The sequence below is a fragment of the Nitrospira sp. ND1 genome (genome assembly GCF_900170025.1).
In the GTDB taxonomy this organism is placed as follows: Bacteria; Nitrospirota; Nitrospiria; order Nitrospirales; family Nitrospiraceae; genus Nitrospira_A.
In genome coordinates this window covers 1,615,028-1,639,172 of the sequence record NZ_FWEX01000006.1, presented here as the reverse complement: position 1 = coordinate 1,639,172, position 24,145 = coordinate 1,615,028, and the positions used below count along the sequence as shown (strand labels likewise).

The 24,145-nt window shown below is 58.4% G+C and carries 26 protein-coding genes; 16 read left to right on the top strand and 10 right to left on the bottom strand.

What is annotated here, in order from left to right; translation table 11 throughout:
• Nucleotides 1-11: 11 nt before the first annotated feature.
• From NSND_RS12355 to NSND_RS12305, 11 genes are all read left to right on the top strand, one after another.
• Nucleotides 12-788: a ParA family protein gene (locus tag NSND_RS12355; RefSeq protein ID WP_080879296.1), complete on the top strand. Its 777-nt coding sequence runs from the start codon at nucleotides 12-14 to the stop codon at nucleotides 786-788.
• Complete coding sequence (locus NSND_RS12350) at nucleotides 766-1,614, top strand: ParB/RepB/Spo0J family partition protein (protein WP_080879295.1); 849 nt, start codon at nucleotides 766-768, stop codon at nucleotides 1,612-1,614. Before NSND_RS12355 ends, NSND_RS12350 begins: the two co-directional genes overlap by 23 nt.
• Nucleotides 1,615-1,782: 168 nt before the next feature.
• Entirely contained in the window at nucleotides 1,783-2,271 is a 489-nt protein-coding gene (locus NSND_RS12345) for a bactofilin family protein (RefSeq protein ID WP_080879294.1), read from the top strand.
• A gap of 129 nt (nucleotides 2,272-2,400) precedes the next feature.
• Nucleotides 2,401-2,856: a bactofilin family protein gene (locus NSND_RS12340; RefSeq protein WP_080879293.1), complete on the top strand. Its 456-nt coding sequence runs from the start codon at nucleotides 2,401-2,403 to the stop codon at nucleotides 2,854-2,856.
• Between the two features lie 32 nt (nucleotides 2,857-2,888).
• On the top strand, nucleotides 2,889-3,971 hold the full coding sequence (mnmA, locus tag NSND_RS12335) for a tRNA 2-thiouridine(34) synthase MnmA (RefSeq protein ID WP_080879292.1): 1,083 nt from the start codon (nucleotides 2,889-2,891) through the stop codon (nucleotides 3,969-3,971).
• Between the two features lie 249 nt (nucleotides 3,972-4,220).
• Nucleotides 4,221-4,760 (top strand): ATP synthase F1 subunit delta, encoded by a 540-nt coding sequence (gene atpH, locus NSND_RS12330; protein WP_159450767.1) that lies wholly within the window; start codon nucleotides 4,221-4,223, stop codon nucleotides 4,758-4,760.
• Between the two features lie 2 nt (nucleotides 4,761-4,762).
• Nucleotides 4,763-6,280, top strand: a complete 1,518-nt coding sequence (gene atpA, locus NSND_RS12325; protein ID WP_080879290.1) for a F0F1 ATP synthase subunit alpha — start codon at nucleotides 4,763-4,765, stop codon at nucleotides 6,278-6,280.
• A 64-nt stretch (nucleotides 6,281-6,344) separates the two neighbouring features.
• Nucleotides 6,345-7,232, top strand: a complete 888-nt coding sequence (atpG, locus tag NSND_RS12320) for an ATP synthase F1 subunit gamma (RefSeq protein WP_080879289.1) — start codon at nucleotides 6,345-6,347, stop codon at nucleotides 7,230-7,232.
• A gap of 68 nt (nucleotides 7,233-7,300) precedes the next feature.
• Nucleotides 7,301-8,743 (top strand): F0F1 ATP synthase subunit beta, encoded by a 1,443-nt coding sequence (atpD, locus tag NSND_RS12315; RefSeq protein WP_013246977.1) that lies wholly within the window; start codon nucleotides 7,301-7,303, stop codon nucleotides 8,741-8,743.
• Nucleotides 8,744-8,868: 125 nt separating this feature from the next.
• Complete coding sequence (locus NSND_RS12310) at nucleotides 8,869-9,291, top strand: F0F1 ATP synthase subunit epsilon (RefSeq protein ID WP_080879288.1); 423 nt, start codon at nucleotides 8,869-8,871, stop codon at nucleotides 9,289-9,291.
• Between the two features lie 311 nt (nucleotides 9,292-9,602).
• On the top strand, nucleotides 9,603-10,262 hold the full coding sequence (locus NSND_RS12305; protein ID WP_143833537.1) for a hypothetical protein: 660 nt from the start codon (nucleotides 9,603-9,605) through the stop codon (nucleotides 10,260-10,262).
• Nucleotides 10,263-10,380: 118 nt separating this feature from the next.
• Here NSND_RS12305 and NSND_RS12300 read toward each other — a convergent pair whose 3' ends face one another.
• From NSND_RS12300 to NSND_RS12280, 5 genes are all read right to left on the bottom strand, one after another.
• Nucleotides 10,381-10,977: a Tll0287-like domain-containing protein gene (locus NSND_RS12300; protein WP_080879286.1), complete on the bottom strand. Its 597-nt coding sequence runs from the start codon at nucleotides 10,975-10,977 to the stop codon at nucleotides 10,381-10,383.
• Between the two features lie 803 nt (nucleotides 10,978-11,780).
• A complete protein-coding gene (locus NSND_RS12295; RefSeq protein WP_235000338.1) occupies nucleotides 11,781-12,533 on the bottom strand; it encodes a proteasome-type protease in 753 nt (250 codons plus the stop codon).
• Nucleotides 12,534-12,547: 14 nt separating this feature from the next.
• Entirely contained in the window at nucleotides 12,548-13,528 is a 981-nt protein-coding gene (locus NSND_RS12290) for an alpha-E domain-containing protein (protein ID WP_080879284.1), read from the bottom strand.
• 73 nt (nucleotides 13,529-13,601) lie between these two features.
• On the bottom strand, nucleotides 13,602-15,026 hold the full coding sequence (locus NSND_RS12285; protein ID WP_080879283.1) for a circularly permuted type 2 ATP-grasp protein: 1,425 nt from the start codon (nucleotides 15,024-15,026) through the stop codon (nucleotides 13,602-13,604).
• A gap of 87 nt (nucleotides 15,027-15,113) precedes the next feature.
• Nucleotides 15,114-15,692 (bottom strand): Tll0287-like domain-containing protein, encoded by a 579-nt coding sequence (locus NSND_RS12280; protein WP_080879282.1) that lies wholly within the window; start codon nucleotides 15,690-15,692, stop codon nucleotides 15,114-15,116.
• A 130-nt stretch (nucleotides 15,693-15,822) separates the two neighbouring features.
• Here NSND_RS12280 and NSND_RS12275 point away from each other — a divergent pair, with 130 nt between their 5' ends.
• On the top strand, nucleotides 15,823-16,758 hold the full coding sequence (locus NSND_RS12275; protein ID WP_080879281.1) for an RluA family pseudouridine synthase: 936 nt from the start codon (nucleotides 15,823-15,825) through the stop codon (nucleotides 16,756-16,758).
• On the opposite strand, the gene NSND_RS12270 is transcribed toward NSND_RS12275, so the two are convergent.
• On the bottom strand, nucleotides 16,741-17,226 hold the full coding sequence (locus tag NSND_RS12270; protein ID WP_080879280.1) for a hypothetical protein: 486 nt from the start codon (nucleotides 17,224-17,226) through the stop codon (nucleotides 16,741-16,743). The genes NSND_RS12275 and NSND_RS12270 overlap by 18 nt on opposite strands.
• 383 nt (nucleotides 17,227-17,609) lie before the next feature.
• Here NSND_RS12270 and NSND_RS12265 point away from each other — a divergent pair, with 383 nt between their 5' ends.
• Nucleotides 17,610-18,575, top strand: a complete 966-nt coding sequence (locus tag NSND_RS12265) for an RluA family pseudouridine synthase (RefSeq protein ID WP_080879279.1) — start codon at nucleotides 17,610-17,612, stop codon at nucleotides 18,573-18,575.
• A gap of 37 nt (nucleotides 18,576-18,612) precedes the next feature.
• Nucleotides 18,613-19,077 (top strand): hypothetical protein, encoded by a 465-nt coding sequence (locus tag NSND_RS12260; RefSeq protein WP_080879278.1) that lies wholly within the window; start codon nucleotides 18,613-18,615, stop codon nucleotides 19,075-19,077.
• A gap of 58 nt (nucleotides 19,078-19,135) precedes the next feature.
• Here NSND_RS12260 and NSND_RS12255 read toward each other — a convergent pair whose 3' ends face one another.
• Entirely contained in the window at nucleotides 19,136-19,315 is a 180-nt protein-coding gene (locus NSND_RS12255) for a hypothetical protein (protein ID WP_080879277.1), read from the bottom strand.
• A 63-nt stretch (nucleotides 19,316-19,378) separates the two neighbouring features.
• Here NSND_RS12255 and NSND_RS12250 point away from each other — a divergent pair, with 63 nt between their 5' ends.
• Nucleotides 19,379-19,822, top strand: a complete 444-nt coding sequence (locus NSND_RS12250; protein ID WP_080879276.1) for a GNAT family N-acetyltransferase — start codon at nucleotides 19,379-19,381, stop codon at nucleotides 19,820-19,822.
• Nucleotides 19,823-19,928: 106 nt separating this feature from the next.
• Here the strand turns inward: NSND_RS12250 and NSND_RS12245 are convergent, their stop codons facing one another.
• The 3 genes from NSND_RS12245 to NSND_RS12235 form a co-directional block, all read right to left on the bottom strand.
• Nucleotides 19,929-20,723 (bottom strand): metal ABC transporter permease, encoded by a 795-nt coding sequence (locus NSND_RS12245; protein WP_235000235.1) that lies wholly within the window; start codon nucleotides 20,721-20,723, stop codon nucleotides 19,929-19,931.
• 307 nt (nucleotides 20,724-21,030) lie between these two features.
• Entirely contained in the window at nucleotides 21,031-21,810 is a 780-nt protein-coding gene (locus tag NSND_RS12240) for a metal ABC transporter ATP-binding protein (protein WP_080879274.1), read from the bottom strand.
• Nucleotides 21,811-21,870: 60 nt separating this feature from the next.
• Nucleotides 21,871-22,797, bottom strand: coding sequence for a metal ABC transporter substrate-binding protein (locus NSND_RS12235; RefSeq protein WP_080879273.1), 927 nt, complete (start codon nucleotides 22,795-22,797; stop codon nucleotides 21,871-21,873).
• A gap of 162 nt (nucleotides 22,798-22,959) precedes the next feature.
• Here NSND_RS12235 and NSND_RS12230 point away from each other — a divergent pair, with 162 nt between their 5' ends.
• Nucleotides 22,960-24,144, top strand: a complete 1,185-nt coding sequence (locus NSND_RS12230) for an anhydro-N-acetylmuramic acid kinase (RefSeq protein ID WP_080879272.1) — start codon at nucleotides 22,960-22,962, stop codon at nucleotides 24,142-24,144.
• The last annotated feature ends 1 nt before the right edge of the window (nucleotide 24,145 follow it).

Below are 24,145 nucleotides of genomic sequence, written 5' to 3'. Positions count from 1 at the left end.
AGGGGAACTACATGGCTCGAATCATTGCTGTTGCGAATCAAAAGGGTGGAGTGGGGAAAACAACCACCTCTGTGAACCTTGCCGCAGCGCTGGCAATCGAGGGAGGATCGGTTCTCCTCGTCGATATTGACCCTCAGGGAAACGCAACGAGCGGGCTTGGTGTGGACGCCATGTCGCTCACGAAGACGATCTACAATGCCTTGATTAGTAAGGAGAGTATTGAGTCTCTGGCTATGCAGACCGGAGTGAACGGGTTGTCGATTGTCCCGGCGAATTCCCACCTCGCCGGTGCAGAGGTTGAGCTGGTAAATATGGAGGACCGTGAGCAGCGTCTCAAAGAGGCCCTGGCTGAGGTGTCTGACCGCTACGGCACCATTCTGCTGGATTGTCCACCGGCCCTCGGCCTCCTGACCATCAACGCGATGGTCGCGGCGCACTCAGTGTTGATCCCGGTGCAATGCGAATACTATGCGATGGAAGGCCTCGGTCGGCTGATGGAGAGTATTCAGCGTCTCCGGCAGTCGCTGAACCCTGGGTTGGAAATCGAGGGCATTGTGCTCACGATGTACGATGCGCGCAATTCGCTGGCCCGCCAGGTGGTCGAACAGATTCGCGGGCATTTCGGGGCCAGCGTGTACCAAACGATGATTCCCCGCAACGTGACGTTGGCCGAGGCACCGAGCTATGGTCGCCCGGCCCTGCTCTACAACATGGCATCCGCCGGTGCCCAAGCCTATCTTTCCCTAGCCAAGGAGTTTGTGGTCCATGGAGAAAAAAGCCCTCGGTAGAGGACTCGACGCACTATTGCCGACCGGCCGAACAACGGCAGAGCCGGAGCGTGGTGATGTCCAGGAGTTGCGGCTCGAAGCGATCGTCCCAAACCGCTTTCAACCACGGCAGCAATTCTCCGAGGTCGAACTGGCCGAGTTGACCGCCTCGTTGAAGCAAAATGGCTTGCTGCAACCGATTCTGGTACGACGAAAAGGTGATGGCATCTATGAGTTGATTGCCGGTGAGAGACGCTTGAGAGCTGCTAAGTTAGCGGGAATGCAGAAGATTCCAGCTCTTGTGCGAAACGTGTCCGATCAGGAGTCGATGGTGTTGGCGTTGGTGGAGAACCTCCAGCGGGACGACCTGAATCCCATGGAGACCGCGCGGGCGTACCAACGCATGCTGAATGAATTCGGACTTACCCAGGAGGCGATCGCTCAGAAAGTGGCGCGCGACCGGTCGTCCGTGGCGAACCTGCTCCGATTGATGTCGCTGCCCTCCGAGGTGCAACACATGATCGAATCCGATCAGCTCTCCACAGGCCATGCCAAGGTCATTCTCGGGCTGATGACACCGGCCGCGCAGGTCAGTTTGGCGACACAGATCGTCAGCGGGCAACTGTCCGTCCGCGAAGCGGAGCGATTGGTACAGGAACATGCGGAAGCGAGAAAGCCGGGGAAACGTCCGGTTCGTGCGCCATTACGATCGGATCTCGAAGAGCGATTGCAGAAACGTCTGGGGACCCGAGTGGATGTTCAGAAGGGGCGGCGCGGCGGCAAGATCGTCATCCATTATTTTTCGCCGGAAGAATTGGACGGCGTCGTCGAGCGGCTGCTCAATTGATGGCAGATGTGTTTTAGGCGAGATTTTCTGCTCGCTGCGAGAGTAAAATATCGGCGATTTTCACCGGATATTAAATGGGGACACTCTTAGTGGTGACCGTCCGGCAGGTAATTGAAAGCCTGCCGGTCCGATCATGGACGACGTTGTAACAGGTGGGAGGTGCAACAAATGGCGTGGATTAATAAGGACAAGCAGGACGGGAAGCGTCAGGCAGGACAAAGCGAGGGAACTGAAATGGAAAATTTGGAATCTACGGCACCGCGCGAGGGAAACGAAGAGATCAATGCCTTTGTCGGAAAAGGTGTCAGCTTCAAGGGTGTCATTTCCTATAACGGCACCGTCCGCATCGATGGCAATCTGGATGGAGAGATTCATACCGAAGGAGTGTTGCTGGTCGGTGAGGATGCGGTTCTGACGGCGAAGATCACGGCCGGTACCGTGGTGTGCAAAGGGAAGATCACCGGCGACATCAGCGCCCGGGAGAAGGTGAAGTTGCGCGCGCCTGCCGTGGTGAATGCCGGCGTGAAGGCGCCGCTGTTGGCCATGGAAGAAGGGGTGGTCTTCAACGGCACGTTGGAGATGAGCCAGTCGGGAACGCGCGAGCCGCAGGGGCAGGGATCCACGCGCGGACAGGGCGTCAAGTTGGTCAACGGATAACTCGGCTCAACGACGAATTTGTTGGACAGGGTCTGGCTTGCCTTGTAAGCAAGAGGTAGGCATAGCAAGGTTCCATTCAGCCTGCGCCCCGGCCTCTAGGATGTGTGGGGTGTGTGAAGGAGGACGCCGATGTGGGGTGAGACCAAAAAGCAGCCGGTCGCGGAAGACGATAAATTTACCTTTCTCGGCAAGGGGACCAGCTTTAAGGGCATTGTTACGTTTGATGGCACCGTCCGAATCGATGGCCGTGTCGAGGGGGAAGTGCATACGGGCGGGGCGGTGATCGTCGGAGAAAGCGCCGTCATCAAGGGCGTGATTGCTGCCGGATCCGTCTCGATCAGTGGACGCGTGAAGGGGTCGGTGACGGCTCTGCAGAAGGTCGAGATTCAAAAGCCGGGGATTCTCATCGGGGATATCCAGAGCCCGGTGATCATGATCGAAGAAGGCGCGCATTTTCACGGCATGAGCAATATGGGCGCCGAAAAGTGGACGGAGGACGAGTCCTCTGAATTCGGTGCTCCGCAGGATCCCGGCGTGCGCGACCTCGTAGCCCATCGCGGCAAAGTCAAAACGCAAGAGCCGTAGGTGCTCGGCGCATTGTTCCTCCGGTACCATTTATGACACGTCAGACCGTACTGCTAGGTATGAGCGGCGGAGTGGATAGCTCCGTCGCTGCCTCGCTCCTCGTGCGGCAGGGGTACGATGTCCACGGCGTCACGCTCCAGGTATGGGAGCATGAGGATGACCAGGTCGCCGTCTCCAAGCGCTGGGAAGAGCGGGGATGCTGCAAGATCGGGATCGCGAAGTATGTCGCGCAACGTCTACGTATTCCATATGAGGTTGTCGATCGTCGCGAAGTCTTTCAGCAGGGCGTGATCGATGATTTCGTCGCCGGGTATGCCTCCGGCACCACGCCCAATCCCTGCGTGCGGTGCAATGAGCGGGTGAAATTGCGCTCCCTGTATGCCTTGGCACATGAGCGAGGCCTGGACTATGTGGCGACGGGGCACTATGCCCGCGTGCAGCAGATCGATGGGCAGTGGTCGCTGCATCGGGCGCTCGATGCGCGCAAAGACCAAAGTTACTTTCTCTATCGGATCAATCCTGCCTGGTTGCCGCACCTGCTGTTTCCGGTGGGCCATATGCAGAAGTGCGATGTGTGGCAAGAGGCCGAATCGCTCGGATTGCCCGTGGAGGAACTCAAGGAAAGCCAAGAGATTTGTTTCGTGAGCCACGGCGACTATCGAACGTTCATCGAGCAGGAAATGCCGGAGGCTAAGAAGCCCGGACCCTTTGTGGGGGTGGATGGCGAGGTCCTCGGGCAGCATGAGGGTATCGCGTTCTATACGCCGGGGCAACGCCGCGGCCTGGGTATTGCCGTGGGGCAGCGGTTGTACGTGCAGAAAGTGGTGCCTGAATCCGGTCAGGTGGTGTTATGTGCGGAAGATCAGCTTGTGCAGTCAGAGTGTCAGGTCGCCGATCTCAGTCTGTTTGATCACGCCCTCGGTCGGCAGCCGGTTGAGGCGGACGTGAAGATTCGTTACGCCACGCCTCCCTGCCCGGCGACCCTTCTACCGTCTGAAAGCGGCACGCTTCAGGTTCAATTTCATCAGCCGCAGCGCGCCTTGAGCCCAGGTCAGTCCGCCGTGTTTTATGATGGCGACCGCGTACTCGGTGGCGGCATCATTCAGCGGTCATAGCCAGTGCCACTCTCCAATTTTTTCTCCAGTAAATCAATTTTGCGAAGCGGGGGCTCAGTGGAGGCCGTGCGCAAGCGGCACTGGCGCGGGTCTCATGCTTGTTGCGATGTCTCATCTGCGGTCTCCCCACGCATCACTTCTTGACAGTACCCGCTTTTGAATGCTAACTTGGCGCGCTTTTTGTCGTGCCCACCGCACGCAAGCTTCCCGTTTGATCAAAACACGGTTAACCGTAGCGGATAGTCCATTGTGATTAAGACAGCCGTCGCACGTCGATACGCAAAAGCTCTGTTCGAACTTCTTGATACCCCAAGCATCGAGCCCGCCCGCTCGGCGTTGAACGGGCTGGGAGAGGCCTTCACGCAGTCCGCTGCGTTACGCCATGCCATCGCTTCTCCTGTGTTCCCGGAAGAAACCAAATTGGGTGCGCTGATTGAATTGGCCACTCGACTCGGATGCCCGCCGGTCGGCCAGAGATTTCTCGAACTCTTGGTCAAAAAGAATCGGGTCAGTTTCCTGCCGGACATCGCCGAGGCCTTCGCCAAGCTCGTGGATCAATCCAAGGGGACGCAGCAAGTGCTCGTGTCATCCGCGAATGCCTTGCCCGCGGCCGAGCAGGATCGGATCACCACCCGATTGCGCGATCTTTTACAGCGCGACGTCGATGTCACCTTCCATACAGAACCTGAACATGTCGCCGGCCTCCACATCCGCCTGGGCAGCACCGTCGTAGACAGCACGGTCCGGGGCCGACTGAGCGCCATGCAGCGTGTGTTGACCAAGGAGTAGCCATGCAGATCAAGGCAGAAGAGATCAGCTCCATCATTAAAGAGAAGATCAAGGGCTTCGATCAACAGGTCGATGTCAGCCAGACCGGTTCCGTCATCCAGGTCGGAGACGGCATCGCGAAAATCTACGGATTAGACGGCGCGATGGCCGGAGAAATGCTCGAGTTCCCGGGGGGCCTGTACGGCATCGCGTTGAACCTCGAAGAAGACAATGTCGGCGCCGTGTTGATGGGTGATGATGTCGGGATCAAGGAAGGCGATCCGGTCAAGCGCACTGGGCGTATTGCGGAAATCCCGGTTGGTGAAGCGTTGATCGGACGGGTGGTGAACGCGATCGGTCAGCCGATCGACGGCAAAGGCCCGATCAATTCCCAACATTCTTCCCGTATCGAAGTCGTGGCACCCGGTGTGAACACGAGACAGTCGGTGCGTGAGCCGCTGCAAACGGGCATCAAGGCCATCGACGCCATGATCCCCATCGGTCGTGGTCAGCGTGAGTTGATCATCGGAGACCGGCAGACCGGAAAAACAGCTATCGCCGTCGATACCATCATCAACCAGAAGGGCCTCGGTGTATTCTGTATCTACGTCGCCGTCGGTCAGAAGCGTTCTACGGTTGCGCGGGTGGTCAAGACCCTCGAAGAAAATCACGCCATGGAATACACCATGGTCGTGGCGGCGACGGCCAGCGATCCGGCGCCGATGCAGTTCCTGGCCCCCTTCTCCGGCGCCGCGATCGGTGAATATTTCCGCGACAACGGCAAGCATGCGTTGATTGTGTACGACGATTTGTCCAAGCACGCGGTGGCCTATCGTCAGCTGTCCTTGCTGCTGCGCCGTCCGCCGGGCCGTGAAGCCTATCCGGGCGACGTGTTCTATCTGCACTCCCGCTTGCTGGAGCGCGCGGCGAAGTTGAGCGATAAGTTGGGCGGAGGCAGCCTGACGGCCCTTCCGATCATCGAGACGCAAGCCGGCGACGTGTCGGCCTACATTCCGACCAACGTCATTTCTATTACCGATGGACAGATTTACCTGGGCAGCGACTTGTTCTATTCCGGTATTCGTCCCGCGATCAACGTCGGATTGTCGGTGTCACGTGTCGGCGGATCCGCGCAGATCAAAACTATGAAGCAGGTCGCAGGTACGCTCCGGTTAGATCTCGCGCAATATCGTGAAATGGCCGCCTTCTCCCAGTTCGGGAGCGAACTCGACAAGGCGACCCAGATGCAGCTCGCCCGTGGCGTACGTATGGTGGAATTGCTCAAACAAGGGCAATACAAGCCGATGCCGGTTGCCGATCAAGTCTTGTCGATTTACGCGGGCGTCAACGGATTCCTGGACGATGTCCCCGTAGACAAGGTGCTGCAATTCGAGGCGGACCTGCTCCATTACGTGGCGCAGAATCACCAGGACATGCGGAAAGATATCGCCACGGTCGGAAAGATCGATGACAAGGTCGGCGGCAAGCTGAAAGAAATCATCACGACCTTTAAGCAGAAAATGGGCTACGGAGCAAAATAGCAATCAGCCTTCGCCTTCAGCATGGAGCTGAGGTCTGAGCGCTGACTGCTGAGAGCGTACAAGAATGCCGAGCTTACAATCTCTCCGGCGGAAAATCGCCGCCTTCAAGAATACGCAGAAGATTACCAAGGCCATGAAAATGGTCGCGGCCGCGAAGCTCAAGCGTTCGCAGGATCGCATTTTGGCTGCGAGGCCTTACGCCCATAAAATGCGCGGGGTGCTCAGCAATCTCAGTCAGCGCGTCAACCGTACCTCCCACCCGCTGCTTCAAAAACGCGAGGGGAAGAAAATCGAAATTCTCGTTGTCACGAGCGACCGCGGCTTGTGCGGCGGATTTAACGGCAACATCGTGCGGAAGAGCTCAGAGTTCGTCCGACAGTGCGAAGCGCAGGGGCTCTCGGTCAATCTCAGCCTGATCGGCCGTAAGGGGCGTGACTATTTCCGCCGTCGTGCCTGGCCGATCCGACAGGAGTGGACCGGAATCTTCGACAAGCTGAGCTTCGAACATGCCATCGACATCGGCGGCGACCTGACGGAAAATTTTGTGAAGGGCACGTTCGACGAACTCTACGTCGTCTACAACGAGTTCAAGTCTGCGATCCAGCAGCGGGTGATCGTTGAGAAATTGTTCCCCATCGATGCGGCCGCCGAATTCGGAGCGGCGCCGACTGCGACCGAGCAGTCCGCAGTCGGCGGTAGTTACTTGTATGAGCCGGATGAGGGCGAGCTTCTGAATGTCTTGGTCCCGAAGCATTTTCAGATTCAAGCCTATCGCATCCTTCTGGAGTCGGCGGCGGCCGAACACGGGGCACGCATGGCAGCCATGGACGGTGCGACTCGCAATGCAGGGCAACTCATCAAAAAAGTCACCTTGTATTACAACAAGACTCGCCAGGCGGCTATCACCAAAGAACTCATGGACATCGTGGGCGGCGCAGAAGCCCTGAAATAAAATGTGGAATGAGGAATGCTGCATCACGGTAATGTGCCGGGTGCATCATTGACGACAAGAGGAGCCTTATGAGCACAGGAAAAGTCATTCAAGTCATCGGCCCCGTGGTCGACGTGGAATTTCCCCCCGGTCAATTGCCGAACATCTACAATGCGCTCAAGGTGACGCAGGAAGAGAACAAGGCAGCCGGGAAGCCGGCCGTGCGGATCACGCTTGAAGTCGCATCGCATCTCGGTGAGAACCGCGTCCGCGGCATCGCGATGTCGACGACGGACGGTCTGACTCGCGGCATGGATGTGCAGGATACGGGCGCCCCGATTTCTGTTCCCGTCGGTCGTGAGACCCTGGGACGGCTGATCAACGTGTTGGGTGAGCCGGTCGATGAAAAGGGTCCGATCAAGGCGAAGAAAACTTACCCCATTCACCGGCCTGCGCCGCGATTGGAAGATCAGGACACGAAGACCGAAGTGCTCGAGACCGGTATCAAGGTGGTCGATCTGTTGGAGCCGTACAGCAAGGGTGGCAAGGTCGGGCTCTTCGGCGGAGCCGGAGTCGGCAAGACCGTCATCATCATGGAGCTCATCAATAACATCGCGCTCCACCACGGTGGATTCTCGGTGTTCGCCGGCGTCGGTGAACGTACCCGTGAGGGCAACGACCTTTGGCACGAAATGCAGGAGTCCAAGGTCATCGATCCCGACGACCATACGAAGTCCAAGGCGGCATTGGTCTACGGTCAGATGAACGAGCCACCCGGAGCCCGTCTACGGGTCGCGCTGACTGGACTCGCTGTTGCCGAATTTTTCCGCGACGAAGAAAATCAGGACGTGTTGTTGTTCGTCGACAATATCTTCCGGTTCACGCAGGCGGGATCGGAAGTGTCCGCGTTGCTTGGCCGTATGCCATCGGCGGTCGGTTATCAGCCGAACCTGTCCACCGAAATGGGTGCGCTACAGGAACGGATTACGTCTACCAAGAAGGGCTCCATCACTTCAGTGCAGGCGATTTACGTGCCGGCCGACGACTTGACCGACCCGGCTCCGGCGACGGCCTTTGCGCACTTGGATGCGACGACCGTGTTGTCCCGGCAGTTGGCTGAGTTGGGTATTTACCCGGCGGTCGATCCACTCGATTCCACGTCACGTATTCTCGATCCGCAAGTCATCGGAGAAGAGCATTACAAGGTGGCCCGCGGCGTTCAGTCCGTATTGCAGCGCTATAAAGATTTGCAGGACATCATCGCCATTCTCGGTATGGATGAATTGTCTGAAGACGACAAGATGGCCGTGGCGCGCGCGCGCAAAATTCAGCGCTTCCTTTCCCAGCCGTTCCATGTGGCCGAGGCGTTCACCGGCGCGCCGGGCAAGTACGTGAAGCTCAAGGATACGGTCCGGAGCTTCAAGGAAATCCTCGAAGGGAAGTACGACCACCTGCCGGAGCAGGCGTTCTACATGGTCGGTCCGATCGAGGAAGCCGTCGCGAAGGCGGAAAAGATGGGAGTCAAGGTTTAGGAGCGCGGAAACCGCGCGTCCTCGGTGCTCGTCGCCACGCGAAGTTTTGGAAGACCTCGTTGAACGCGCGCAGAAGAAGACGCATTGATTCCCGCTCAAGTGGGACAAGGGAGTCGTAAGAGAAGATGGCCGGGAAGATTCTATTAGAAGTCGTGACGCCGGAGAAGTTGCTCCTGAGCCAGGAGGTCGATGAAGTCATCGCTCCGGGTAGCGAGGGAGAATTCGGCGTCCTGCCTGGACACTGCCATCTTCTCTCCAGCCTGCGCATCGGAGAGCTGCGGTACAAGACTCAGGACGCGTGGCACTACATGTCGATCCTGTGGGGCTACGCCGAGGTCACACCATCCAAAGTGACTGTGATGGCGGAGATCGCCGAGAAGGCCGAAGACATCGATGTCGGTCGTGCGCAACAGGCCGTCGAAAAGGCCGAACAGAGACTGCAGGCCGGTGGGCTCCCTTCCGAAGTGAAGGAAGCTCAGATCAGCCTCGAAAAGGCCCGTCTCCGAAAAAAGATCGCGGACCGTGCCAAAAAAGCCGGGCACGCCTAACCTCTCTTCCCGATACTTCACGTAGTCTGCCGATTGCACCTCCCTGATCCGTCGTCGGGGGACCTCCGGTGTTACGAACCACGTCATTCAATTCTTACTTCCTTGGTCTCACGATCCTCCTCTGTCTCGGTTGTACCGCGCCCACGCTAACGAGTCGTGTCATTGAACAGGACTCCTCCTGGTTTGTGCGGCTCGACTCCCTTCTCGAAGCCGGCAGTGCATCCCCACGATATGATCATCCGAGTGTTTGGAGGGATGAAGAACTCTTTGCCATCCTCAGCCGATTGTTGCTTCAGGAACGAGTCGGTCTTATGGATAACGCGAGACCGCCGCGTTCGGTATTCTCGTTGGAAGAGATCAACCTCCTTATGCCCACTGTGCGTAAGTCCTTTCAAGAAGCAACATCCCGTGAATGGATCGTCTTTATGTTGGTTGGCCAAGAGGGGACGGGTCGTGAGACCACGTCCGGCGGCATGTTTGTTGAGGAGGGCAAGCTCCATCTGGTGATCGCCAATCACCGTCTCGCGCTCGCGGAGAATTCGGAAGAGCTTGCGCGTGTGCGGGCGAATCCTCTCCATTCCGTTCAAGGCAGCGGCGGCGCCTTGGTCTTTGACTTACCTCGATTTGTGATCGGGACAAAAGCCAATTGGTCAGGTGGGCATCGAGCGTCCGCCAGCGAATTGATCCTCGATCATGCTGCATTTCTTTCCTCTCTCCAGCACAGGGGATCAGCGGCGGCTCCCGTTCCTGTCAGTGGATCGCACGCGCCAGTCTCGGCACCAGAAGCTGATGCACCAGGGCCGGGATCATTCCACTCCGGCCAGGTGGATTCAGAACAGATCATTCTTCAACTTCGGGAAGAGATCGAAGTACTGAAGCAGCAACTCGCAGACAAGGACGCAGAGATTGATCGATTGAAGCCACGCGAGATCCGCACCACACCGGCTCCCGTGATCCGTACTCCTCCCTGAAACAGACTCGACAAGGTTTCAGGTGAAGGACCGGACCTGTTCCCACCGGCAGGATCGTGGTCCGTCCTGCCGGTATTGTCGTGGCGCCTGAGTGACAGAGTGCCGAACATCCGCGGCATTATTGCCCGACGGGGATCGTAATCACGATTGCACCCATCACATCATTCAGCTTGAAATCACGTTTGGGGCTGTCGGGATGCGCGTTGTGGCAACCGAGGCAGGCTTGGGTGGCCGCGAGATCGGCATACACCGCTTGAAAATAGCGCGTCTCCCCGATCTTCATAAAGCCGGTGTGGGGTCGATTCGGTTGCGTCAAGATGGTTCCGAGCCCGGCCTTCTCAAGCTCGTTCGCCGCGACATTGCGCTTGTTGATCGGCCACAAGCTGATCAGCCGGTACTGAATTCCTAACCCTTTCTTGGCGATGTACCGTCCCGACTCCATCAAAAATTGAGCCGGTAGGGGCAGCGTATTCTTCTGCTCCCAGTTCTCCGATGCCACGACCACACCCTTTGTTTGCAAGCGCTCGACGACATGTCTGGTATACACATCCCGGTCTGCTTCAATCACGGCGTGTAGATAGTTAGCCACCGTTTCGATCGGCAGGGTGACCGGTGCATTCTCAGGCAGTGCGTGACTGGGCCACAACACAGTCGCGCAGACCAATGCGAATCCCAGCAAGGTCGTGACCCGCAGCAATTTTTGAGAGGATGTCATACCAACCTCCTTGTTGCGCACACGGGTGATCCGGTCTGGCCGGCGCACCACGTGAGCAGATGAATTGCACCATACGGTCTGGCCGGTGAGTGCTTGGTGAAGTGGAGAGGACGAACGGGATCGATCGCCGGGTGAATGAGGATAATGAGTTGAGAGGTATCGACGCGGAGGACGGGGCGGAGCGATGAGCCGGGATGCCGGCCCTATCGATGGCCTCCTGAAAAAACGACCGGTCGTGGGAAGGTACCGAAGGCATCGCCCCAGCTCCTTGCCCGTACGAACCAACGTGCCCACCAGATCATACGGTCACTCATCATATTACGCTTCGATCTATACGCTGTCTAATCATCTTATGGGAGGGCACGACACCATCGGTGGCCACTAGGGGAAATACGTCCATTTCTTTACCCGTCATCTTGTCGCATATATCGCAATGGCTCGGGCCATGATGTGAAGTACGACCTTCGGTGCGCACGAGATCAGGGCAACGTGGGCGAGCGGCGAGGTCGCGTCAAACCGTACGCCATTCGCTGGTCAGTGGGGACTCGATCACGACCGTGTGCTCGGTCGACTCCAAGAAAAGATCAAGCGATTGAAACTGCAGATGGCTGAGCCGGAAGCGGAAATTCTTCGATTGAAACGCAGTGGCGATCCTTCCCGGTGATATCGACCTTTGGACTGGGAAGAGATATGTGGCGCGGCCAGTGCATCGAGCTTGGTCGACGGCGCGATTGATCGTGACGTGTCATCGGGACACAGTTTGTCGGTCGTTGGCCGGGCTAGCGGAGAATCGCGAGCCGGACTTACGATGCTGAATTGCCGTGGTCCTGAGGGGAAGAGCGAGTGCCTTTCGGCAGAGCCTCCAGCAAACGATCTACCCACGAGGCGGGAAGCTTTTCCACTGAATCGGCAATGCGCGATTGCCACCAAGAAGAAATCTCAGCTAGGTCCTCTTTTTGAAAGCGGTGTTCGAGAATGTCGAACGTATCGTGCCGATACAGCACGACATCGAGCGGATATTCGACGCTGGTGGAGCTCGTCCGTGTAGCATCGAAGGCGAGGAAGCCGACCTTCAGCGCGAGGTCCATGCTGGAGTTATACCTCAGCACGCGATCGAGGAGCGGCTTTCCGTAGCCGGATTCGCCGATGATACAGTAGGGGGTGCCTTCACTGACTTCGACCCAATTGCCTTGAGGGTAGATCAGATAAAGTTTGTGGGTGAGGTCGTTTTCCAGTTGCCCGCCCACCAGGGCGTGGAGATTGAAGGTCAGTCCAGCATTATATAAGGCGCTTTTATCTTCCTCGGCCACACGGCGGATCTGTGCGGCAAACACGTTGACCGCTTTGAACAGTTTGTCGAACGTTTGGTCGCTCTCGCTGATGGCCTCATCGAAATAGGTCACAGCTTTGTCTCGAACCGATCGTAATCCTGATGTCATGAGAAACATCGAGTGGCGGCCATGTTGATGGATGGATACCTTTCCCGCGGTGATGCATTCCGCCCCTGTCGTCACCCGCGTGTCGGCGATCCCGACCAGCCCCTCCTCCACCTTCATTCCCAAGCAAAACGTCATTGCTCCTCCGTGACGGACTCTGTGTAGTGAACTCGGCGAGGCACGAAGAACGTTTCAGAAATAGCCTCGCCTACTTGGTTGAGTCGTGCTTGAAAGTGGTCCACAAATTCATGCAGACCCCTTGTGACGCAGTCTTCGATGTCGACAAAGTCTAGTTCGGCGCGCAGGCGTCCCAATCGTTTTTCGGCCAAGTTTTGATAGGATCCCCGTTCGGATCCGCTAATCGCGTGCAGGGAGTCCTCCGCTTTAATGAGGCAATAGCGGATTGCCCGCGGGAAGGTGGGTTCAAGGATGAGAAAGGCGGCCACGTCATCCGGAGCGATGCGTCCATACCGTTTGTAATACATCTCTAAGGCGCTCGCGGATTTCAATAAATCCGACCATTGGATGATGTCGAACGGCGTGCCGACTTCATCGGCGGTCGGCAAGAGGATGAAATATTTGACATCGAGAATGCGAGAGGTTTTGTCCGCTCGTTCGAGGAGGCGGCCGAGCCGTGCAAAGTGCCAACCCTCTCCATGGGACATGGTGGCATCGGTGATTCCCCACAGTAGATGGCTCGCGGCTTTGACGTCGGCCAAAAATGCGTGGAGGTCATGGTGCGACATCCCGCGAGTGACGGCGTCCCTGACCATCAGGTAAAAGCGGTTGACCTGTTCCCACATTTCACTGGGGATGATTTCCTTGATCGACCGTGCGTTTTCCCGCGCGCCCAGGAGACAGGACAGAATGGAATTCTGGTTCTCGGCATCCGCCACAAGGAAATGAAGCACCGTCTCCTTCGTCGCTTTTCCATAGCGCGCGACAAACATCTCATGATCGCCCGTCGTCGCGACCAGCGGCTCCCACTGCTCGACCGTGCCGCGAGGAAGGTCAAGAGAGAGATTCAAATTGACCTCGATGAACCGGGCATAGTTTTCCGCCCGTTCGATGTAGCGGTTCACCCAATAGATGGAACTGGCCACTCTGCTCAGCATCGCGGTCTCCGACCAAGGTGTTCGCAGAGCCGCCGGCCGACCGATCGGCAGGAGGCGTGTGCGCGCGCAAGACTCATGACAGCACCCACGTATCTTTGTTGCCGCCACCTTGGGAGGAATTGACGACCAAGGACCCTTTTCTCAAGGCCACGCGAGTCATGCCGCCCGGCAACACATAGAACCCTTTCCCCTGCAAGACGTACGGACGAAGATCGACATGTCGTCCCTCGATATGGTCTTCCACCAGAGTCGGCGATCGGGAGAGCGCGAGCGTGGGCTGAGCGATGTAGTTGCGAGGGTCGGCCTGGATGCGACGGGCACAGTCTTCTCGTTCTTGCTGAGAGGCCTGGGGGCCGATCATCATGCCGTACCCACCGGCTTCGTTCGTCGCCTTGACTACCAACTGATCGAGATGTTCCAGCACGTAGTCTCGATCCCGGCGTTCCCAGCAGACGTAGGTGGGCACGTTGGGGAGTATCGGTTCCTCTGCCAAGTAGTAGTTGATGATCTTGGGGACGTAGGCATAGATCGCCTTATCATCGGCGACGCCGGTGCCGGGCGCATTCGCGATCGCCACGCGGCCGTTCTTATAGGCCTCCATGACACCGGGAACTCCCAGCAGAGAATCGGGACGGAACACCAACGGGTCCAAATATTCGTCATTGATCCGCCGATAGATCACGTCCACCCGTTGAGAGCCCTTCGTGGTGCGCATGTGGACCGAGCCATCGATGACGACCAGGTCACTGGCTTCCACCAGTTCCACACCCATTTTTTGAGCCAGAAGTGAATGTTCGTAGTAGGCGGAATTGTAGCTGCCGGGCGTGAGGATCACGATCGTCGGATCGGGGAGGTCCGACAAGGACCGAAGGGTTTCCAGCAGGCGGCTTGGGTATTCATCGACCGGTCTGACGCGATAGGCCTCAAACAGCTCTGGAAAAGTTCGTTTCATCACCTGTCTGGCTTCCAGCACATACGCCACCCCGGACGGGCAGCGCATATTATCCTCAAGGACATAATAGCGGCCGTCGCTGATGCGCACCAGGTCGATCCCGGCGATGTGACACCAGATGCCGCGAGGGGGATTGAGCCCCCAGCAGGCTTTCAGAAACCCTTTGCTGGAATAGATCAGTTCGCTCGGGATGACGTTATCTTTGAGGATCTTTTGCTCGTCATACACATCATCGATAAATAGGTTTAGTGCGCGCAGGCGTTGGCGAAGGCCAGTGTCGATGAGCGTCCAATCCGGTGCCTCCACAATCCGCGGTACGATGTCGAAGGGAAAGATCTGCTCGTGCCCCTCGTCGCTGCCGTACACGCCGAACGTCATGCCCATGTTCAGGATGACGCGTTCCGCTGCTTGCTGGCGCTTTCTAAGTTCTCCATCGGGGAGCGATGCAAACTTCCGCAGCAGTAACGCGCTTCCCCGCCGGGGCCGGCCGATCCCTTCAAACAATTCGTCGTAGAACTCGCCTGGGTCGTAGGTGGAAAACTTCATGTCAGGTGTCAGTGCCTTCCGTCGTTCTTCGGACGGCTCGGCAGGGAGCGCCGTTTCCCCGCGGCGTATCGACGCTGCCGTCCGAACCTACTCCTTGCTCAGGGGAATTTCTATCACCATCCCGCCCATGACGTCATCGATCTTGAAATCGTGTTTCGGGCTTTGCGGGTGCGCATTGTGGCAAGCGATGCAGGCCTGTGTTACGGCGCGGTCGGCATAGACGGCTTGGAAATAAGACTGACTACCGATGGTGACGGTGCCGGAAACAGACCGTTCGGGGTGGAGTCGCACGGCTTCCAGGCTGTTTCGCTCCGAGTTGCTCGCCGGTGCGTTCTGAGGGTTGATCGGCCACAAGCTCATGAGGCGGTAGCGCACCCTGGTTCCGGTCAAGGTTGCCAATTCACTGGCCTCCCGCAGAAATTGGGCCGGCAGCGGCAACGTGGTCTTGTCCTTCCGCCAGGTTTCCGATGCGGGTGTACCGCCCTGTTTCTGCATTCGCTCGACAACATGGATGGTGTAAAACGTTCGGTCCGCTTCAATCACTGCATGTAGGTAGTCAGCGACTACTTCGGGGGGGATTTCCGGCAGCTCTGCTGCTAGTCCTGTTTTCGCGAGTCCGCTCACCAGGATCAGGCACGTTGCGACGAACGCGAGCTTCCCTCCCATGGTCCACCCTCCTTCTCATAAGTCGAACCGGCCTCGCAACGCTCAGCATAGGCCGATTGTCGTCGAGAGGCAATCGGTCGGCCTTCTACGATTGCATTCGGTTGCCGCGCTGCCGTAGCGTAACAGCGTTATGCAAACGGAATTTGTCATCTCTGCCGGGGAGCAGCCCAAACGGTTGGACGTATTCCTCGTGCACCGCGAGCCGAAGCTCTCGCGCGCGGCCTTGCAGCGGATGATTACTGCGGGCTGGGTGCGGGTTAATAGTCTGATCGCCAAATCGAGTCAGCGAATCAAAGCGGGAGATGTCATCGTCTTTGATGCGCCTCAGGCTGCCCCGTTACGGATCGATGGCGAGACAAAACAGCTGGAGATTCTGTTTGAGGATCATGCGTGCCTGGTGCTGAATAAGCCCGTCGGGATCGTGGTCCACCCGTCCCCTGGACATTGGTCCAACACGCTGCTGAATGCATTACTAGACCATTGCGCCCGCGGAGGTGCGGTGGCGACGCCCGGCGTGGTGCATCGTTTGGATAAAGATACATCTGGCGTGATGGTGGTGGCCAAGACAGAGGAGGCGCATCGAAAACTGTCGGTGCAGTTCGAACGACATTCCATTACCCGTCACTATGAAGCGCTCGTCGTGGGCGTGCCGGCTAAATCGGAAGGCCGGATCGAGGCTGCGCTTGGTCCGGATCGGCACCATCCCAAACGCACCTCAACCCAGACGCTTCAGCCGAAGCGTGCGGTCACAGACTATCGAGTCGAAGAAGCCTTTGGCGAAGCGGCGGCGCGCATCGTGCTCAGTCCTCACACAGGCCGTACGCACCAGATACGGGCCCATCTTCAAAGCATCAACCATCCCATCCTCGGGGACCAGGTCTATGGGGGTGAGCGGGTCGGTGCGATAGCAGGGTATGAGATTCCCCGAGTGATGCTACATGCGCGTCGGTTGGGGTTCACACATCCTGTCACCGGGATGTATGGCGAGTGGACGGCTGCCACGCCGTCCGATTTTGACAGGGTACGAGGAGTGCTATGCGCCGGGCGATTAGAGCGAAAGACCTGAGATGTCGCGGTCCAAGTGTTGGCGCTGGACGAGGAAGTAGGGGAACCGGCCGAATGCGAGGCGGCAACCGACCAGGTAGCGCGGGTGGGTGGTGCCCACCGGGAGGTGAGTGGACCAGCGCACCTCGAACAATGTCAGTGAGCGCTGTCGTTGCAGTGCCGGATTCCGAATGTTGAGTAATTGTCTGCTCTGAGGTTTCTGGTCAAGCAAGAGGAGAATGCCGTCCGAACTGACATTCAACGAATAGGCCTTCCCGAGTATTGTGGAGGCGTCGGAGCCATGTCCCTCCACCAGTTCGTAGACGCAAGGAGTCCTGACGGCAAACCGAGTGTCGATGCGCCGTTCGCGCACGGGGGGTGGCGTCGGTTGCTCAGTCAGGTTGTCCACAATGGCGGGCTGAGCGACCGGTGTTGGAACGAACGTTCCTTGCAGCGACCTGAGGATTCTGTGGATAAAATCAGCAGCCATTGGATCGTCACAATCTTCAACTGTTGAAGCGCCAAACCTTCTTAATAAATAAGCAAGTCAGGTGCCTGTAGCGGGAGAGACAGGCATCATGCTAACAACATGAATTTTTTCTGGAGTGCGAGTGTGCCATCATGCGACATCAGCGGAATGCGCAGTATCATGGTGTCAAATCCAACGCACCACTGACAGAAATGAACAGGCAAACGTACATTCGTGCCGGCGCTGAAGGATGCGCGTGTGCCGCACCACATGTGGATGGATTGTGGACGACATGTGTGTGAGGTGTGCAGAGGATGGGGATGGAGCGGCGGGTACCTTGTGTTTGACCGGCCTCTGTGGCAGCCTATGCCCACGCATGTCGCAGGATGTCAGGCAGTCACCACGTGAATAGGATCAGTAGCACTCCGGTTGAAATTGTCGTGACCGGAGGAGAATCGTCCAAGCGGATCGATGTCTTCCTTGCCAACCGCGACCCGACCTTCTCTCGTTCGGCCTTGCAGCGCTTGATCGGAGAAGGGCGCATTCTCATCAATGGCCAGACGATCCGGCCAAGTCAGAAGATCAAACCGGGTGACCGCATCCGGCTGGAGGTGCCGCGGCCTGAACCGCTGGATCTCAAACCGGAGGCCATCCCCTTTGATATTCTGCACGAAGATGCGGACTTACTCGTGCTCCATAAGCCGGCCGGCCTCGTGGTGCACCCGGCGCCGGGGAATTGGTCCGGGACGTTAGTGAACGCCCTCTTGCATCACTTTGCGACCTCGGGTGTCACCCCGTCGCATATCGGAGGTAAGGAACGCCCAGGACTCGTTCACCGATTGGACAAAGAAACCTCGGGCGTCATGGTGATTGCGAAAACGGACCAGGCGCATCGCGCGCTGGCCGCGCAGTTCAAGCTCCACACGATCACCAGGGTGTACGAAGCCTTGATTTGGGGCGTACCCAAAAAGGGGCATGGCCTCATTGAACTGGCGATCGGGCGCGATACCAAAGAGCGGAAAAAGTTTTCGGCGCGGACGACCAAACCGAAACCTTCGGCGACCGACTATCAGGTTGATGAGCGGTACGGCAAGATCGCGGCCCATGTGCGCCTCTCCCCCAGAACCGGACGCACCCATCAGCTGCGGGTCCATCTCACGTCGATCGATCATCCCATCCTGGGGGATAAGACATACGGCGGGGCCAAAGTGATGTCGGTGGCGGGGGTGCCGATTCCCCGTGTCATGCTCCACGCGCGTACGCTGGGATTTACGCATCCCACCGGCGGGGAGTACCATCAGTTCGATGTGCCCTGTCCGCCTGATATGGAGCAGGTGCAGGATCTCCTTCGCGCAGCCACGGCGCATTAGGAGTCCCGGGCGATCGGCCCGAGCCAGATTGAAGAACATGCCGAACATGACGGTCGGCGAGAGTGAGGAGCGACGAACGATGGAAACCAGTGCCGTGCTTGATCGGATCGGTGAGTTGATCGCGCAGCTGAAAGGGTACGCCTCAAAATTGCCGCCGGTGGTACATCTCGCGTCGGTGCCGACCGGGGTTAAACCGAAACCTGAGGCGGTGGAAGTGTTCGAGCAGGCCCTTCTGCGGTTTCGGGAGCAAAGCGGCCGCTCTCCGTTTAAGAGTCTGCAGGATTATCTGATCGAGTCGCTCGAAGCGTTCGAGGTCGGCAATGTGCTGGGCGTGGTTCAACCGCTTCTGGCCGTCCTTGATCAGGTGGAGCGCATGCATCGGGACAGGGAGATCAAAGTCGGTCCAGCCGAGGAGAAGCGGATGGGGGAGTATCGCGCGGCGCTGGTTAAGATCCTGCCGGGCAGTCAGCCGGAGTTGGAGGGCGCAGGACGGGGCATGTGACGCTCGGAGCGGTCATGTTCACTGAAGCAGGATCATCCGTTCAACATGCCGGGAACGGTCAATGTCCCATCTTCGGGCCGGCCGCGTTGGCGCCGGCGGTGACCAGTTGGAAGCGGACCGTCGATCCACAGTGCGGACATTTCGCGCGGACCGTCTCCTCGTCGAGGACATCATAATGATCCTGCTTCAGCCACATTAATTGAAAACACTTCGGACAGCTTCGCACTTGCGTTCCCATGGTCTTCCCCTTACACTACGGTTAACCGACTCACCCCGTTCGGAGGGATTAATTTAGTACAAGATGCCTCCCGCTCTCAAGACCGATCAGCATCCCATCACATTCTCCGACCGCAACGATTTCGACGCTGCACAACTGATTCATTTGTACCGGCAGGCTCCCTGGGCCAAGCATCGTGCGCTTGAACAGGCGCAGGCGATGCTGGCGAAGACGGATGTAGTCATTTCGGCCTGGGATGGCACTCGCCTGGTGGGCTTCGGCCGCGTGCTGACCGACTACGTATTCCGGGCGTCGATTTGGGACGTGATCGTCGATCGCGAGTATCAGAAACGAAAGATCGGCACCGAGATCGTTCGACGGATTCTCGACCATCCCACCCTTCAGCACGTTGAACTGTTTTGGCTCTGCACGCGCATGCCCGGGTTTTATGAACGGCTCGGGTTCAGCGCGAAAGAGCAGACCGGTATGGTCTGGTCTCGGAAGAAGTCTGAGCCGCAAGCTTCATAGTCCATCCGCCTCCAACGGTTTTCTTTTCCGTACTCATCCAGTCCCTGTCGACGATCCCTGGTTCGCCTATCCTTGCCTGTGAGGGGAACGGTCCTGCCGGGTTGTTCTATGTCGGCTGAATTCGATGCAACCGTTTGGGCGAACAGCAGACCGCGAGAAAGAAAAGGCTGGTGGCCAAGAGGACAATGGACGGACCGGAGGGAAGATCAAAGGCATAGGAGAGCAGTACGCCGCTCACGGCGCAGAAGATGCCGATGAGCATGGAGTAGAGCGTCATCTGAGTCAGGCTGTGCGTAAGCTGGTATGCGGTCGATGCGGGGATCAGAATCATCGCAAACACGAGAATCGCCCCGACGGTTTTCAGCGCAATCACCACGGTGAGCGCCACGAGTGTTAGCAGGAGGTAGAAGATTTGCCGCGCGGGGACGCCGGACGCTGCCGCCATCTCCTGGTCGAAGGCGATGAAGTACAGTTCCTTCGAGAGCAGAAGGATAGTTCCCAGCACCACCACGCTGAGCCCGCCGATGGTCATGAGTTCTTCCGTGGTTACGGAAAGCACGCTGCCGAACAGGTACCCGTAGACCTCGGGGTTATAGGTCTTCATGAGTCCGAGGAAAAGAATGGCCAGCGCCATGGTGGCGGTGTAGAGGATGCCGATGGACACGTCCAGTTTCATGCGCCCCTTCTCCTCGACCCAACCCGTGATCCAGACCGTCGCCAGTCCGAACACAATGGCGAGACTGAGCGGCGGAAGGCCGAGGAGATAGGCGAGGGTGACACCGGCAAATGCAGCATGGGCGGTCCCGGCCCCTGCGAACGCGAGGCCCCGTAAGACGACGAACACGCCGATGACGGAGCAGACCGCGCCGACCAGTGCGGCGGCCAGAAGTGAGCGTTGCATGAAATCGTACGCGAGCAGTTCGAGCATCGTAATATGTGGTGACCGAATAATCTCGTGAATGAATGAGTGCGATGACTGAGTCTAGCCCGGACTATTCATGAATACCTGCTCCGGCGTCCGATCCTCTCGCCCGGCGAGGCTGTTCTCGTTCGGCCTCCTCGACGGACTGCCAGTACGCCTGCGTCGGCCTCACTTGCGAGAAGCCCCGGCGGGCTTCCGTCTCGAACGCCTCGCGACGGTATTCGTGAATAATCCGGGCTCGGCCCTCGAATCAGGACCGTCGCCAGATCGATTCATCGTATGTGCTTCAGTGGTGATGATAATCCTCGACGAGAACGAAGTCCTTGTCCGTAATAACCAGTTCTTTCCCGTATACCTGACTCAGAATTTCCGGCTTCAGAACCTCTTGCGGCGGCCCTTCGGCAAAGAGCTTCGTCTTGAGCAACACCAATCGGTCCACCCGCGACCGGATCATGTTGATGTCGTGAGTGATCATGAGAATGGTCAACTTCAGCTCGTGATGTAGCTGCTGGATCAATTCCACCACACTGTGCTGCGCGGTGAGGTCCAACCCGGTCGTCGGCTCGTCTAGCAAGAGAATCCGGGGCTGCTGCGCCAGCGCCCGTGCGATGAACACACGTTGCTGCTGTCCGCCGGAAAGGGCACCTAAGGCGGAGTCTCTGTGATGATCCATGCCGACCTGGGCCAGCGCCTGACGGGCGATGTCCCGATCCTTTTGTGACGGTCGCCGGAAGAGGCCGAGCGCGCCGTATCGTCCCATCATGGCCGCTTCCAGTACAGTCACGGGAAAGTTCCGGTCGATCATGCCTTTTTGCGGCAGATAACCGATGAGCGCCCGATGGTGACAGCGGAGTTCTTCGCAGGCACAGTCGAGGACACGGAGGGTTCCGCTCAGCGGGGCCATCAGGCCGAGCACGGCACGACAGAGTGTCGTTTTCCCGGAGCCGTTGGGGCCGATCACCCCGACAAATTCCGATTCCGGAATGGTCAGGGAGATGTCCTCCAGGGCCACGATACCGGGAAAACCGAAGGTGGCATGGTCGAAACGAATAATGGGATGGGTCATGCGCGGCGGTGTACGTTGAAAATGCTGGTTTGTCGGTCGATGTCCGGGTGGCTGCGGCGGTCAGGTTTGCTCAAGCGCCTGGGCCAATTGGAGCACATTATAGCGGAGCATGTCGAGGTAGGTCTCGGTCCCCGGTACGCCTCCGGGCAAGGTCGTCAACACGGCGATGCGGGCACCGGTTTCCCGCGCCAGCAACTGTGGAACCTTCTGATTCAGTTGTACCTCGGAGATAATCACGCGGACGTGGTCTCGTTTGATGGTTTCGATCAATGTGTGTAGATGCCGCGCGGACGGTTCTCCCCCCGGTTGTGTCTGAATCGTGCCGGCGATGTGCAGATCGTAGCGTCGGGCAAAATAGGGCCAGGCCGGGTGGTGGACGATTATCGCGCGGCTCGGCAACGAGCGGAGCCGTGCCAGCGACTCGTCCTGCACGCGCGTGAGTGCCTGGAGGTATGTCGCGGTGTTGGTCCGATAGTCGGTTGCATGGGCCGGGTCTGCGGCGGCCATGGCATCGGAAATGTGTTGGACCATCGTGGCTGCGGCCGCCGGATCCAGCCAGACATGCGGATTACCCGCCGCGTGCTCGTGCGAATGGCTCGTCCCTGCCGGCTCGGGGTGATCCTGGATCAGCTCGATGTCTTTGGAGGTCGTCACGACACGCAACGAGCCATTGCCGGCGTTCTTCACCAGTGAGGCCACCCAGACTTCGAGTCCGGCACCGACTTCGAACAAGAGCGCGGCTTTGCGAACCGCGACAAGATCGCTTGGTTTCGGCGAATAGGTATGTTCACTCTCATACCCGGTCATGAGCGAGTTCACATGCACATACGAACCGCCGATTTGTTGCACCCAGTCCTTCAGGACCGGGAGCGTCACAACAACACGAAGCGGTTCGGCAGCGGATGCAGCAAAAGCTGTAGCGGAGGAGCCCCATTCACAGGGCATCGCAAATGCGAGAAACATGGCCAAGGCGATCAGGCGAAACATCCGGCGGACGGTAACACCCGATTTCTGCAAAGTCAACGCGAAGGCCGGTGGAGATTGTGCGCGGATGATACGCGCGATGCTTGACCCGTTGCCGGGGTTTCGATTAGCGTAGCGAACCGAACAGGAAGAAATCTCCCGGTTGTGTGCCGGAGAAGGGGCGCGATGAAAGTTGTCGGACTCATGTCCGGGACATCGGCGGATGGTGTGGACGCGGCGCTGGTCAGCATCGTCCGGCGCGGCGGAACGCCGCGGATCACCCCCCTGGCATTTGCCTCCCTGCCGTACCCGCGCTCGCTCCAGCAACGAATTGTTGAACTCTCGCTCCATGGCCGCGTGGACGACATCTGCCACCTGAACACGTATCTCGGGGAACTGTTCGCCAAGGCGGCTCTGCGGGTCATTCAGCAATCGAAATGCCGCCCGGCCGATATTGATTTGATCGGATCGCACGGCCAAACGATTCACCATTTGCCGAAGGGGCGACGTGAGCCTGGTGTCGGGTTGGTCCGGTCCACCCTGCAGATCGGTGAGCCGGCTGTGATCGCGGAACGCACAGGCATCACCACCGTCGCGAATTTCAGGCCGCGCGATATGGCGGCGGGGGGCGAGGGCGCTCCGCTGGTCCCCTATGCCCATGCGGTGGCCTTTGGCCATGCGCGTCGGGGTCGTCTGGTGGTGAATATCGGCGGGATCAGTAACGTGACCTATCTGCCGCCGGGCGGTGATGTCGCCGACCTCCGCGCGTTCGACACCGGCCCCGGGAATATGGTGCTGGATGCGATTGTGCACGAAACGTCGAAGGGGCAGAGTGCCTACGACGCCGGCGGGCGGCGCGCACGTAAGGGGACAGTGAACCGGCCTCTGCTCACCGAGTTGATGGCCCATCCGTTCCTGACGCGGCGTCCGCCCAAGTCGACGGGTCGGGAAGAGTTCGGTGCGCCCTTTGTTCGAAGTGTTCTCGTGAAACAACGTCAGGCGCGTCTGTCCGTCGAGGATCTGCTGGCGACCTGTGCGGCCTGGACGGCGGAGGCCATCGGTTCGTCCCGACGGTGGGTCACCGGCGAGATCCATGATGTGATCGTCGGAGGGGGCGGTGTGTACAATCGCGCCATTATGGCCTCTCTCCGGCAGGTATTTGCGCCGACATCTGTGTTGACGTTTGACGAATGTGGATGGAGCAGCAAGGCCTTTGAAGCGACGGCGTTTGCCCTGCTGGCTCACGACACCTATCACGGACAATGCACCAACGTGCCGCAGGTGACGGGTGCCCATCACCCCGTGCTCCTTGGCGCTGTGGTTCCGGGATCCCCTCACATGCTGACGAAATGGGCGCGTCTCGCCCGCTGAT

What these genes read in the sequence shown, in the direction of transcription:
- NSND_RS12355 (WP_080879296.1), top strand. Translation starts at nt 12, where the DNA reads ATGGCTCGAATCATTGCTGTTGCGAATCAAAAGGGTGGAGTGGGGAAA.
- NSND_RS12350 (WP_080879295.1), top strand. Translation starts at nt 766, where the DNA reads ATGGAGAAAAAAGCCCTCGGTAGAGGACTCGACGCACTATTGCCGACC.
- NSND_RS12345 (WP_080879294.1), top strand. Translation starts at nt 1,783, where the DNA reads ATGGCGTGGATTAATAAGGACAAGCAGGACGGGAAGCGTCAGGCAGGA.
- NSND_RS12340 (WP_080879293.1), top strand. Translation starts at nt 2,401, where the DNA reads ATGTGGGGTGAGACCAAAAAGCAGCCGGTCGCGGAAGACGATAAATTT.
- mnmA (WP_080879292.1), top strand. Translation starts at nt 2,889, where the DNA reads ATGACACGTCAGACCGTACTGCTAGGTATGAGCGGCGGAGTGGATAGC.
- atpA (WP_080879290.1), top strand. Translation starts at nt 4,763, where the DNA reads ATGCAGATCAAGGCAGAAGAGATCAGCTCCATCATTAAAGAGAAGATC.
- atpG (WP_080879289.1), top strand. Translation starts at nt 6,345, where the DNA reads ATGCCGAGCTTACAATCTCTCCGGCGGAAAATCGCCGCCTTCAAGAAT.
- atpD (WP_013246977.1), top strand. Translation starts at nt 7,301, where the DNA reads ATGAGCACAGGAAAAGTCATTCAAGTCATCGGCCCCGTGGTCGACGTG.
- NSND_RS12310 (WP_080879288.1), top strand. Translation starts at nt 8,869, where the DNA reads ATGGCCGGGAAGATTCTATTAGAAGTCGTGACGCCGGAGAAGTTGCTC.
- NSND_RS12305 (WP_143833537.1), top strand. Translation starts at nt 9,603, where the DNA reads ATGGATAACGCGAGACCGCCGCGTTCGGTATTCTCGTTGGAAGAGATC.
- NSND_RS12300 (WP_080879286.1), bottom strand. Translation starts at nt 10,977, where the DNA reads ATGACATCCTCTCAAAAATTGCTGCGGGTCACGACCTTGCTGGGATTC.
- NSND_RS12295 (WP_235000338.1), bottom strand. Translation starts at nt 12,533, where the DNA reads ATGAAGGTGGAGGAGGGGCTGGTCGGGATCGCCGACACGCGGGTGACG.
- NSND_RS12290 (WP_080879284.1), bottom strand. Translation starts at nt 13,528, where the DNA reads ATGCTGAGCAGAGTGGCCAGTTCCATCTATTGGGTGAACCGCTACATC.
- NSND_RS12285 (WP_080879283.1), bottom strand. Translation starts at nt 15,026, where the DNA reads ATGAAGTTTTCCACCTACGACCCAGGCGAGTTCTACGACGAATTGTTT.
- NSND_RS12280 (WP_080879282.1), bottom strand. Translation starts at nt 15,692, where the DNA reads ATGGGAGGGAAGCTCGCGTTCGTCGCAACGTGCCTGATCCTGGTGAGC.
- NSND_RS12275 (WP_080879281.1), top strand. Translation starts at nt 15,823, where the DNA reads ATGCAAACGGAATTTGTCATCTCTGCCGGGGAGCAGCCCAAACGGTTG.
- NSND_RS12270 (WP_080879280.1), bottom strand. Translation starts at nt 17,226, where the DNA reads ATGGCTGCTGATTTTATCCACAGAATCCTCAGGTCGCTGCAAGGAACG.
- NSND_RS12260 (WP_080879278.1), top strand. Translation starts at nt 18,613, where the DNA reads ATGCCGAACATGACGGTCGGCGAGAGTGAGGAGCGACGAACGATGGAA.
- NSND_RS12255 (WP_080879277.1), bottom strand. Translation starts at nt 19,315, where the DNA reads ATGGGAACGCAAGTGCGAAGCTGTCCGAAGTGTTTTCAATTAATGTGG.
- NSND_RS12250 (WP_080879276.1), top strand. Translation starts at nt 19,379, where the DNA reads ATGCCTCCCGCTCTCAAGACCGATCAGCATCCCATCACATTCTCCGAC.
- NSND_RS12245 (WP_235000235.1), bottom strand. Translation starts at nt 20,723, where the DNA reads ATGCAACGCTCACTTCTGGCCGCCGCACTGGTCGGCGCGGTCTGCTCC.
- NSND_RS12240 (WP_080879274.1), bottom strand. Translation starts at nt 21,810, where the DNA reads ATGACCCATCCCATTATTCGTTTCGACCATGCCACCTTCGGTTTTCCC.
- NSND_RS12235 (WP_080879273.1), bottom strand. Translation starts at nt 22,797, where the DNA reads ATGTTTCGCCTGATCGCCTTGGCCATGTTTCTCGCATTTGCGATGCCC.
- NSND_RS12230 (WP_080879272.1), top strand. Translation starts at nt 22,960, where the DNA reads ATGAAAGTTGTCGGACTCATGTCCGGGACATCGGCGGATGGTGTGGAC.